Annotated in this window: 12 protein-coding genes; 8 read left to right on the top strand and 4 right to left on the bottom strand. The window is 59.4% G+C overall.

Features of this window, described 5'->3' with window-relative positions; translation table 11 throughout:
* Together Q0G18_RS07490 and Q0G18_RS07485 are read right to left on the bottom strand one after the other, a co-directional pair.
* On the bottom strand, window positions 1-577 hold a 577-nt coding region (locus Q0G18_RS07490), incomplete at its 3' end, for a transposase (RefSeq protein ID WP_297151489.1).
* Window positions 578-1,066: 489 nt separating this feature from the next.
* Window positions 1,067-1,297 (bottom strand): glutathione S-transferase N-terminal domain-containing protein, encoded by a 231-nt coding sequence (locus Q0G18_RS07485; RefSeq protein WP_297151486.1) that lies wholly within the window; start codon window positions 1,295-1,297, stop codon window positions 1,067-1,069.
* A 224-nt stretch (window positions 1,298-1,521) separates the two neighbouring features.
* On the opposite strand from Q0G18_RS07485, the gene Q0G18_RS07480 reads away from it, so the two are divergent.
* The 3 genes from Q0G18_RS07480 to Q0G18_RS07470 all read left to right on the top strand — a co-directional run bounded on the left by Q0G18_RS07480 (window position 1,522) and on the right by Q0G18_RS07470 (window position 4,712).
* Window positions 1,522-1,887 carry a GntR family transcriptional regulator gene (locus Q0G18_RS07480; protein ID WP_297151483.1) on the top strand — a complete coding sequence of 122 codons (366 nt, stop codon included), beginning with the start codon at window positions 1,522-1,524 and terminating at the stop codon, window positions 1,885-1,887.
* Complete coding sequence (locus Q0G18_RS07475; RefSeq protein ID WP_297151480.1) at window positions 1,880-2,782, top strand: ABC transporter ATP-binding protein; 903 nt, start codon at window positions 1,880-1,882, stop codon at window positions 2,780-2,782. Before Q0G18_RS07480 ends, Q0G18_RS07475 begins: the two co-directional genes overlap by 8 nt.
* Window positions 2,783-2,879: 97 nt before the next feature.
* Window positions 2,880-4,712: a hypothetical protein gene (locus tag Q0G18_RS07470; protein ID WP_297151477.1), complete on the top strand. Its 1,833-nt coding sequence runs from the start codon at window positions 2,880-2,882 to the stop codon at window positions 4,710-4,712.
* Window positions 4,713-4,804: 92 nt separating this feature from the next.
* Here the strand turns inward: Q0G18_RS07470 and Q0G18_RS07465 are convergent, their stop codons facing one another.
* The gene (locus tag Q0G18_RS07465) at window positions 4,805-5,707 is read right to left on the bottom strand and encodes an XdhC family protein (RefSeq protein ID WP_297151475.1); all 903 of its coding nucleotides are present in this window, start codon (window positions 5,705-5,707) and stop codon (window positions 4,805-4,807) included.
* 111 nt (window positions 5,708-5,818) lie between these two features.
* Window positions 5,819-7,594, bottom strand: coding sequence for an IS1634 family transposase (locus Q0G18_RS07460; protein WP_297151472.1), 1,776 nt, complete (start codon window positions 7,592-7,594; stop codon window positions 5,819-5,821).
* Between the two features lie 260 nt (window positions 7,595-7,854).
* On the opposite strand from Q0G18_RS07460, the gene Q0G18_RS07455 reads away from it, so the two are divergent.
* The 5 genes from Q0G18_RS07455 to Q0G18_RS07435 form a co-directional block, all read left to right on the top strand.
* Window positions 7,855-8,064, top strand: coding sequence for a hypothetical protein (locus Q0G18_RS07455; protein ID WP_297151469.1), 210 nt, complete (start codon window positions 7,855-7,857; stop codon window positions 8,062-8,064).
* Window positions 8,065-8,276: 212 nt separating this feature from the next.
* A complete protein-coding gene (locus tag Q0G18_RS07450; RefSeq protein WP_297151466.1) occupies window positions 8,277-9,440 on the top strand; it encodes an inorganic phosphate transporter in 1,164 nt (387 codons plus the stop codon).
* 18 nt (window positions 9,441-9,458) lie between these two features.
* Entirely contained in the window at window positions 9,459-9,689 is a 231-nt protein-coding gene (locus Q0G18_RS07445; protein ID WP_297151464.1) for a hypothetical protein, read from the top strand.
* A 24-nt stretch (window positions 9,690-9,713) separates the two neighbouring features.
* Window positions 9,714-10,571, top strand: a complete 858-nt coding sequence (locus Q0G18_RS07440; RefSeq protein WP_297151461.1) for a universal stress protein — start codon at window positions 9,714-9,716, stop codon at window positions 10,569-10,571.
* Window positions 10,572-10,794: 223 nt separating this feature from the next.
* Window positions 10,795-11,354: aconitase family protein (locus Q0G18_RS07435; RefSeq protein WP_297151458.1), on the top strand; the 560-nt coding region annotated here is incomplete at its 3' end.

Genomic DNA, 11,354 nt, shown 5'->3' with positions numbered 1-11,354 from the left:
CGAGCGTGGCCGTCGCGGAGGCGTCTCCCAGGTCGATCCGCCCGACCCATGCCCAGAAATCCCTGGTCCAGCGGCTCTTCCGCTGGCCGGCGGCGTTCCTCTCGTCGTAGATGTGCCCGTGCCTGAGCAGGAACTTCGACAGGCGCTGCTTGGCGCGCACGGCATCGTCCCGGGCATCCGCTAGCGCTCGGGTCAAGTCGCGCGCCCCCTCGCACTCGGGATCGGGCACGTGCACCTCGGTGACCACCCCGAGCGCCAGCTGCGCGGCCAGGAAATGCGCGTCGCGGCGGTCCGCCTTGCGGCCGCGGTCGGCGGCCGGCCTGTGCATCTTCGACACCGCGCCGATGGCGCAGTCGGCGCCCATGGCGCGCAGCTCGCGGCACAGGTGGAAGCCGGTGACGCCCGACTCGTAGACGCATTTCGCGGGCTGGGCGAGGCCCTGTATCCACGATGCGAGCTCGCCGGGCTCGTACCCGAGCGACTTCCTCTCGATTTCGCCCGTGGCCGGCGCGAAGGCGCAGGCCTTTATCGAGCGCGCGTGGACGTCGAGCCCTACGAAAGTGGTAGCATTGTTCATCGGAAGCCCCTTCCATGAGTGCGCGTGGCCGCTGGCGGTTTGGACACCACTATTGTCGGCCTAATCCGCGGATATGCATGCAGGAGGGGCTTCCAACTTTTTATGTCCTGCTCATATCGTCTTGATTGCATCAGGGGCAACTCGAGCCTTTTAAGAGAGTTCAGAGCAGCGCAATCCGTCAGAGAGCATATTTCAGAAAATATGAGAGCCACTTTTCGCTCCCCTATACCCCCCCCTGAAATTATCAAAATAGGAGGAAATCAAAAATATTTCGATATCCTCCTATTTGATGTCAAATTACCCCACCTTTTGTCAACAATTTCGTGGCGTGGGGTGTTCCTTTTACCTGAAGGCGAGTGCGGTCACGGCGCATAAGCATGCGCATGTCGCATTCTGCCCAACCAGGCGCAATACTTATCGCTTGGCAACCGATGCGCATATATCGCGTCCGGCAAGCCGCGCTCACGCAAAACGCGCCAGCAACAACGCTTATCGTTGCTCCAGATATGCGATGATCTCGTCGTTGCCCTGAATAAGCTGACCCGCGTCGTGCAGATACGGAATAAGATTCGCATCGCCACCCAAGGCAAGCAGCTCTTCGTAAGGTGCCACTTGCTCAACATCGCGTTTATCCAGCTCAATGCCCTTTTCGTTGGCGTAATTCACCACAACCGAACACGTTGCACACGGTGCCCAGTAATACAGAATCGGTGCAGCCATACTTATCAGCGCCTCCTGTTATTCGCAGAATCAATCGCAACCCTTGAACAAAAGCCAAGAATCGCCGTCTGACATGAGTATACGGCGCAAACGCCTTTGCGGCTTCTGGAATCGCGCTATCGCGCCCTTTCTCCTCTTGACAAGTTACAGTGGCTCTGTATAAACTGTATTAGTATGCATAGTACAGTTAATACAGAACGAACACTGAAAGGAGGTCTTGCCCCATGATTGCCGTTGATTACCGCGACCAACGACCGCTCTATGAGCAGGTGCGCGATGCGTATCGACGCCAAATCCTTGCCGGTCTGCTTGAACCAGGCACTGAAATGCCTTCGGTACGCAGCTTAGCTGCGCAGCTTTCCGTAAACCCCAACACCATTCAACGCGCCTATCATGCGCTTGAAGCAGATGGCTGCATCTGCTCTGTTAAAGGCAAGGGCAGCTTCGTGTCATACAACCCCGAAGCATCTCAAGCACGAAAAAACGAACTTCTTGCCGCTTTCGACGAAACCGTGCAGGAACTTCTCTCGATAGGGGTAGACCCCGAAACCTTGATTGAACGCTTAAACGGAGGTGGAAATTGTGGCTGAATTCGCCGTACAAACGCTTCATCTAACGAAGCGCTTCGATGATTTTGTTGCGCTGAACAGCGTTGATATGCACGTCCCCACAGGATCGGTCTACGGGCTGGTTGGTCCAAACGGCGCAGGAAAAACCACGCTGCTGCAGCACATTGCAGGCATCTATCGCAAAGACAGCGGTGATGTGCTGGTATTGGAACAACCGGTGTTCGAAAACGTTGCCATCAAAGAGCGCATTGCGTTTGCGCCCAGCAGCTTCTACATTCCCGCGCGCGCCACGCTCAAAAGCCTGGTTTCTCTGCACGAATCAATAACGCCCCGCTTCGACAGGGGGCGCTTCGAAACGCTGCTGAGCAACCTCAATCTGCCCCTTACCCTGCCCTTCCGCAAGTTCTCGAAGGGCATGCAAAAGCAAGCGATGCTCCTGCTGGCGCTGGCATCGCGCCCCGATGTTTTACTGCTGGACGAGCCGATGGACGGACTTGATCCACTGGTAAGAAAAACGGCGTGGAGCATTGTCCTGAGCGACGTTGCGGAATTCGACACTACCGTTATAGTGAGCAGCCACAACTTGCGCGAGCTCGAAGGCGCCTGCGATCACTTGGGAATCATGGCAGAAGGCCAAATCATAAGCGAGCACGACCTGCTTTCGCTTGATGGTTCGCTGGTAAAGGTACAGCTGGCGCTGCCCGATGGCGTAGAGCTTGCGGGCGTGGACGTGCTGCACGAAAGCGCCGAAGGACGCCTGCGCACCCTTATCGTGCGCGGCAATGCTGATCAAGTGCGCACGGCGCTTTCTGCGCTGAACCCCGTGCTGCTTGAGATTATCCCGCTGTCCCTGGAAGAACTGTTCCTGCATGAGCTGAACGAGGTGAGCCTCCATGTCAAGAATATCGTTTTGTAATTTCGCTTTGGCAAAAGAGCTGTTCAAGCGAAATTGGTACGTGAGCGCTCTCTACCTTTTGGGATGGCTTCTCGCGCTGGTGCCCACCATTTCCCGCATGCGCTACACCGTTTACGTGTACAGCCTGGATCCAACGAACAGCCTTTCAAGTTACCTTCCCCTGTTCTTAACGTTTTCGGCGTTCTTCATGCTAGCGTACTGCGTGGTAGCTACCTGCGTGAACTGCGATTATCTGTTCAAGCCGGAAGCTGCGCGGTTTTACGGAGCAGGCGCGCTGCGCAGGTCAACGCTGCTGCTCACAAGCTTTGTTGTTACCGTTTTGCCTGGCCTTGCAGTAAATGTGATTGCGGGCTTGCTCTTTACGTTTGCGGAGTTGTCGGCTGGCTTCGAACTTTGCCTGGGTCCCACGCTTGTGGCATCGGGCTGTCTGCTTGTTATCATCCACAGCGGCCTGTGCCTGCTCTGTGCGGCGCTTTCGAGCTCGCGCTTGGTGTTCATCATTGTCACGCTTATGCTGCACGGCTATGCTTGCGTTGTTGATTTCGGCTTCAAAACGGCAACTGACCTGTTCTCCTACGGTGTTACTGGCAACCTGAATCCATCAAGCATCGCGTTGATATTCTCGCCCATGGCGCAGATGGAAACGCAGTTCGTGATGCCAACCTGGTATGCAACCCGGTATGACTTTTGGGGCATGCTTGCTGCCTACGCGATTGTTGCCGTGATTGCCGTTGCCGTGGCCTGCGTGCTCTTCAAATACCGCCGCGTGGAAGAAGTAGGTGAAGGCGTTGCCTTTAAAAAGCTGCGCCCCGTGTTCAGCATTATGTTCAGCATTGCGTTCGGACTGGGATTTGCCCTGGTCGGGTGCGCGTTTGCCGATTACGACAGCAGCGCAGCACAGCAAGCGAATAACCTTGGCCTTATGGGCGCGCTGATTGGCTTCTACCTTTTGGGCGCGTTGGGCTCTTACGCGGTTCTGGAAAGCATCATGGCGAAATCGGCGCGCGTTATCAAGCGACGCCTTCCCGGTCTGGCGCTGGTGGCGCTGTTGTGCGTGGGCGTGAGCGCAGGTGCTTATGGAGTAGCCAGCTGCGAGTCGAAATATGTTCCCGCGGAATCCGACATCGAGAGCGTTTTTGTAGACGGTTTAGACTTTGTCGCAGATAACCCCGAAAACATCAAAACCGTCACCGACCTGCACCAATCGATCATCGACGAGCACGAATCGCCCACGCAGAAAGGCTTACCGTCGGCAAATGCCACCTATAGCGGCAAATACATATATGAAGGCACCACCCGTCTTGATGCTTCGAGTTATTACCGTTCCTACGTGAGCTTCAATTACGAAATGAAAAACGGTGACGTAATCAAGCGCGGTTACGACATATACCTGCTCAAAGACGAGCTGAATGACCCCGCATCGTTCTCAAGCAAGATTGCCTCCTTTGCATCAAGCGATGCGGCACGACAAAACCGCATTGATCGGCTTTACGATTTGGCAGAATCTCGCCCCACCGCTGTTGTGGGAAGTGTCAACCTTTACCACGGAAAGTACGGAGGCGTTGAGATCCTTGAGGGCGAAATCACGCAAACCGACGATGCCCCCGGAAGCCTTGACGTGACCTTGACCGGAAACGAGCTCAAGGAGCTCCTGGACGCCGGCATGGCAAATGAGCTGCTGACCAGCGCTGCTTATGACCCCGGCCTTGCCATATGGGCACAAGGGAAGGACAACGCAGAGTACTGGGAAAACGTTATCGGGTACCTGAATCCCGGAGTTTACGCGTATGACCGATACGGCGAAGGCGCCATCGACAGGTTCCAGATTTACAGTGCCGTGAACCTCTCGTTCCAGGAAACGCCGAAAGCGCTTGCGTGGATTGCGCAGCACTACCGCATTGATCTTTCGGAAGCGATGCAGCAACCGTAGGGCCCGCAAAGCCGCCCTGTCGCCGCACAGAAAACGCCCCACATACTCACGTGTGCGGGGCGTTGTTGGTTCCTTCGCTTTGGGAAGAACGTTTAGTCCAAATGGCTTTTGTGTTGAACACGCGCCGCTTCGCTGTAATTTTCCTTATAACGCACGTCAATAAGCTCTGCCACAATAGAAACAGCCAGTTCATCGGTGGTTTTTGCGCCAAACTTCAAACCGATGGGTCGCTTGATGTGCGCCCAGCCTTCTTCGGTGGCGCCCAGCCCAATAACCAGGTCGTGAACCGTTTCGTTCTTACCCTTGCAGCCCATCATGCCCACGTAATGCGTGTTGCATGCCACGCCCCACGCGCAGCTCTGCGGGTCGTACATGTGGCCGCGCGTAAGCACGCGCACGTAATCGGCGGGGTCCGCAGCGTATTTCTGCAGGTCATCGAAGTTACCGCTCTCGAACAAAATGCGCTGCACGCCTGGGAAGCGCTCTTCATTCAAGAAAGCAGGGTCGTAATCGGCAACCGTCACTAAAAAGCCCAGATGGGTTGCAAGCTGCGCCACTTCGCAGGCAACATGCGAAGCGCCCAGCAGCCAAACACGCTTCGCCTCGAACAGCGGCGTGGCTTGCCAAATCAAGCCATCGAACTGCTCGTTGTGCATGGCGGGGCCGCGCGTTACATCCTTCATCTGCATCAAATCGCGCCCCGAGTACTCGTGTGCGCACACGATTTCCTTCGCATCGTTGGCAAAGAAAATGAAAGAGTCGCCATTAGCGGAGCCCTTGTCGCCGAACTTCTTCGTGACTTCGTTGTCCACGTTTGTCACGGCAACGGCTGGATCCAGAACAATCTTGAATCCCAACCAAGCCAAGTCGCGCTCATCAATAGCACGCAGCGCGCGCTCGAACACCGGAATGTCTGCACTGGTCAGCTTTGCAGCGATTTCGCACAATCTATCAGGCTCAACAGACGAAAACACTTCAGGATCAAGCTCGGGCACCTGACCCTTCTGCAGGCATGCTATAACCCGACTTTTGCAGCCAAAGAGGACCGTTCTCCTACGCTGGGAGAACGGCCCTTTTTCTAGTGACGTTTTCCGGCGTGGTACGCCCTAGCTCCTCGGTTTCCTCACATCCGCCATGATGGATCGGATCTGCCCGCGGGTGAGCACCTGGCGCGACAGGTCGATCCCGACGGCTCCCGCGAGCTCGTCGGTGAGGTCGGTCCGGTAGTCGAACAGGTAGAGGTTGCGGTCCATGAGGTGGCCCGTCACGCAGGCGAGAGCCTCCGATATCTGCGCTGCGGAGTATTTGCGCCCCGTGTCCAGCTGCATGAGCCGCATGGCGAGCAGCGCCACGTAGCAGACGAGGAAGTGGGCGCGTATGTGGGACTCGGTGGAGCAGTAGACGGGGCGCGCGCCGAGGTCGCCCTTCATCACCCGGAAGGACTCCTCGATCCTCCAGAGCCCGCGGTAGGCGTCGATGACCTCGCGGTCGTCCATGTCCTGCTCGGAGGTGACGATGCAGCAGTAGCCGTCCATGGCCTCGTCGGCGGCGATCCTGTCCCCGTCGATGACCCGGTTGTGGTCGGCGGCCTCGCCGGTCTCGCGCACGACGGGCACGTCCTTCGCGTAGCGCACCGACGTCTTGGCCGCCGCCGACGACATGTCGCCGCGGGCCACGGCGGCCCTGGACTTCTCGACGACCTTGGCGCGCTCGCGGCGGCTGCGCTCGAAGTAGTCGCGCGACCAGAAGGCCACCTCCTTCACCGGCACCATCGCCTTGCGCCTCCTGCCGTCCTCGCCCGCGACGTAGACCGCCTTCTCCGAGACGCGGCTCTTGATCTTGAAGGAGCCGGAGGCGCTCTCCTCGTAGCCCGCGTCGTCGAGCACCCACGACTTGAGCCCCTTGGTCGCCTTGCGCACGGACTGCGAGAAGATGTAGCCGTTGCCGCCGAGCACGCACGCGGCGATGTTCGCGGAGATGTTGAGGCCCTTGTCGGCCACGACCACCACCCGCTCCCCCCGGGGCAGGTCGCGCACGCCCGCCTTGGACATGGCCGGCAGCAGCGTGGTCATGTCGTTGCGGTTGCCGGGGAAGAGCTCGTAGCCCAGGGGCAGGCCGTCGGAGTCCAGGAACAGCCCCATCTGCACGATCGGGCTGGGCCTGTGCTCCTTGGAGACGCCGCGCATCCTGAAGCCGTCCTCCTCCCCGCACTCGAAGTAGAAGTTGGTGACGTCGTGGTACAGGCACGACGCGTCGCGCGGCCCGCGCGACTCCTCCAGCGACGCGTTCATCGAGCTTACGAGCGCGTCGGCGTTGCCGTCCAGGTAGGTCAGGCAGCGGTAGACGTCGTCGGCCGTGAAGCCGCACTTGCGGGGGAACCTCTCCCTGGCCTCCCAGGCGGCGTGCTTGGAGGAGGGGTGGGCGATGCGGTCCCACACGAGAAGCTCCAGGATCCGGCAGGGGTCGTAGGAGAACCCGCGCGCCGTGCGCTTGCGCTCGAAGAACGACCAGATCCCGAGGTCGCGGTGGAGGTAGGCGGACGGCACCGCCGCGCCGAGCTCGACGCGGCCCTCGGCGCGCTTGTCTATCTTCTTGGAGGCGGTGAACTGCACGGCGATGGGCGCCTCGGCGCGCGCGGCCTCGGCGGTCATGCGCCTGCACTCCTCCTCGAAGTGGGCGACGGGGTCGCCGAGCTCCGCCTCGAGGGCGTCGACGTAGCCGAGGCTTTTGACCGTCCTGGCCCTGTTCTTGCCGCCCGCGTCGCGGTAGCCCTGCACGATCGTGAGGTATGTGCGCCCGTTGGGCTTCTTCGGCTTCCTGAGGTACATATAGCCGTCCTGAACTGGGTTTACACGATGCCTGGTTATACCATACATCGCCATACAACGGCATATAAGGTCGTAAAAACTTGACAAAGAAAAAGCCCGTTGAACTGGGCGAGCGATCTGGAATCTATTCAGTTATGCTGCAAAAGTCGGGAGATGAGTTTTCGCCATTGTAGCGCAGCTTGTTGGATGAGCGATTCGCACGATATTCGAAGCAGACGAAAGCGTCAAAATAGTGCGGCATGGAATGAAGGAGCGTATCGAACGTGGCTGCGGCTCCTCTATAATGGCTACTCGAAAAAGAGAAAGGCTCACCTATGAAGTACAAAGTGCGTTTCATCAAGGATTCCGAGCGGTCGGATGTGTCCTTCGTCTTTGAAGAGACCGAGCTCGAGGCCGAAGATGAGGTGGCGGCGCGCGTCGCTTACGAGGCCGCGAAATCAACTGCCCCAGAAGGCGCCCTGCGCATCGATTTGGTGTGCGGCGAGGGCTACAACTGGGAAAAGGTGGCAGAAGACACCCTGTAGAAAGAGCCATCTCGCCCGGCGCACGCGATCGGGCGTCAGTTGCGCGCACCGCTCACCGACGCGAAAGGCGTCCAACCGCGCTTTACACGGACTTTACAATTACAAGATGTTTCCCAGACACGCCCTCCCTAATGTGTTCATCGGCCTCGGAGGGACGGGTTGGGCTTGCGCCCTTCGAGCGGAGAGAAAACTCGAAGGGAGAACAAAGACACATGGATCCGGCAACTTTGGTTGTGGTGGTGCTCGTCATCGTCACGGCTCTCATATTCGACTTCACGAACGGATTTCACGACACCGCCAATGCCATGGCAACCTCCATCGCCACGGGCGCGCTCAAGCCGAAGACCGCCGTCATCGCAGCGGGAACGCTCAATCTAATCGGTGCATTTCTGTCAACCGAGGTGGCGAAGACCATCTCGGGCGGCATCATCAACGAGCAGCAGGTCACCATCAGCGCGGCCTTCATTTTTGCCGGACTGGTCGGCGCAATCATATGGAACCTCATCACCTGGCTCGTCGGCCTGCCGTCGAGCTCCTCGCATGCCCTGTTTGGCGGCCTGGTCGGTGCTGTCATCGTGGGTGCAGGCGTTGAAGGCGTGAATTTTGCCGCGGTGCTCACCAAGGTGCTCATCCCCGCGCTCGTAAGCCCGGTGGTTGCGGGGCTTGCGGCCTTCTGCGCGGTGAAGCTGATCTTTTTCGTGGTGCGCAAGATGGAAGAGGGGCAAATCGAGTCGGGATTCCGCCACGGCCAGACGGTGACGGCGTGCCTCGTCGCGCTCTCCCATGGTACCAACGACGCCCAAAAGACGATGGGCATCATCACGCTGACGCTGATCGCTGTGGGCTTCCAGCCTTCCGGTTCGGGTCCTGAGCTGTGGGTCGTCGCCATCTGCGGCCTCTCTATCGCACTTGGCACCTACATGGGCGGCTGGCGCGTCATCCGCACGCTTGGCAAGGGCCTGACCGAGATCTCGACTCCGCAGGGCTTTGCCGCAGAGGCAGCTTCGGCGACTACGATTCTCGTCTCCTCTCACATGGGCTTTGCGCTCTCGACCACGCAGGTGTGCTCCGGATCCATCATCGGCTCGGGTCTTGGAAAGAAGGGTAACGAGGTGAACTGGGGCGTTGCCGGCAAGATGGTCATCGCGTGGCTTGTCACCTTCCCGGCTGCCGGCATCGTGGGTGCCCTTGCCTGTGCGCTCGCGAAGACGGGGCTTTGGGGCACCGTCGCGGTCGCGTTCATCGCGTGCGCCGTTGCGTTCATCATCTGGCGCATGTCCCGCCGCAACCCGATCAATTCCGCGAACGTCAACGAGCGAGCCGATGTGAAGGTCAACGCCAACACGAACGCGAAGACCGTCGCAGCCGCCGCCTAGCAAGGAGGAACTCGTCACATGCTGACTCAAGAAATCGTTAGTTTTATCACCGTTCTCGTCGTTGTCGTTTGTGTTGCGTGCTCGATTAGCGTACTGTATGCATCAGGGCTGCGCTTGTGGGCGCGCGCCGACGGGGACGCGGAGCGCGAGTCTCGTTTGATGACCCGTCTCGCCTCGGCCGTCTGCTTCGCCGCCTGTGTGGCCATCGTGCTGTTCGCACTGTGGCTTATGATTCCGATGTTCCACTAGCTGGAAGAGAAACGGAGGCCTTCTATGGCGAGCATTCTCGTTGGTGTTGATGGAAGCGAGCGCGGTCGTCGCGCACTGGATTGGGCGGTCGCGCGTGCCGAGCGCACGGGTGCAAGCTTGATGCTTCTCGCGGTCGTGAATTCTGCTGAGGCGAAGAAGCTTGGTGCCGAGGCCGAGATGGTGCACACCACCGTCGAGGCGGCGCTTCGCGAGAAGAAGGAAACGCTTGCTGCCGAGCATTCCGGCGTAACCGTGGACACGAAGATCGTTGATGGCCCTACCGTGGAATCGATTGTGGAGGAAGCTGCCAACCACGACATGGTGGTTTTGGGGTCGCATCACGGGGCGTCTATCACCGAGACGTTCGGCGGCGCGACCGGCTTGCGCGTCTCTGTGCAGGTGAAGATTCCCACGGTCGTTGTGCCGTGCGACTGGGATGTGACCTGCGCCGGCAAGTCTGGCATTGTTGTGGGCGTGGGTCCCGACAACGTGTCGGATGCCGCGGTGGCGTTCGGCGTCGGCGAGGCGATCGATTCCGCCCAGCCGCTCGAGCTGGTAAGTGCATGGGGCATCCCCGCCTGGATGTCGCGTCCCGCAGAAGGCATGGGCGGCGGCCTTGAAGAGGTTGGCCGTCAGCGTCAGGCAGAAGTCGATGAGTTCGTCGCGCGCATCACGACCGCAAACCCCGCGCTCGAGGTGGCGGGCCGCTCGATCGAGGGGCCTTCTCCCACGCGCGTGCTTTTGGATGCGTCGAAGGATGCGCAGCTGCTCGTTTTAGGCACGCATTCCCGTGCCGCGCTCGGCCGTGCGCTGTTCGGCTCGGTCACGCATAGCATGCTTTTGAACCTGGCCACGCCGACGGTCGTCGTGCCGAAGGCCTAAGGCTTAAGACAGCGCCCGCGCGCAAGCTGATTTCGCCCTGACAGGCCCGCAATCGCAGTTCATCGCTGTCGGTTGCGGGCCTTTTTACGTGAAAATGCGCACGTGTAGCGTGCCCGTAACACACGCGTATGCGAAGTGTAGGATAATAAGGTCTGCAACCATACACCACAAGCTGGAAATCACGAGGCTGGCCGCGAGGCCCGGGTGAGATAGAGGGGTTTCTATGATCAAGCTTTACGATGGCGGAGTGTTCCTGCGCGAAGGAACCGAGATCGTTCCCGAAGTGGAAGCGGCGGCGCGCGGCATCTCGAAGACGCCCGACGAGGCGCGGCGGGAGACGATTGCATACTCGATTTTGCAAGCGCACAACACCTCGGGCGATCCGAGTGCGCTGAAGATCCGCTTCGACGCGATGGCCAGCCACGACATCACGTTCGTCGGCATTATTCAGACCGCGCGTGCATCGGGCATGACGGAATTCCCCCTGCCCTACGTGCTCACCAACTGCCACAACTCGCTGTGTGCCGTGGGCGGTACCATCAACGAGGACGACCACGTCTTCGGCCTTTCTGCCGCGAAGAAGTACGGCGGCATCTTCGTTCCCCCGCATATTGCGGTGATCCATTCGTTCATGCGCGAGAATTTCGCGGGCTGCGGGAAGATGATCTTGGGCTCCGACTCGCATACGCGCTATGGCGCCCTCGGCACGATGGCTATCGGAGAAGGAGGCGGCGAGCTGGCGAAACAGCTGCTGCGCGACACCTACGACGTGGCGTACCCCGG

Source organism: uncultured Ellagibacter sp. (assembly GCF_934636505.1).
In the GTDB taxonomy this organism is placed as follows: Bacteria; Actinomycetota; Coriobacteriia; order Coriobacteriales; family Eggerthellaceae; genus Ellagibacter.
Note: the sequence above shows the minus strand (reverse complement) of the source record. Positions and strands in the feature narration are given on the sequence as shown.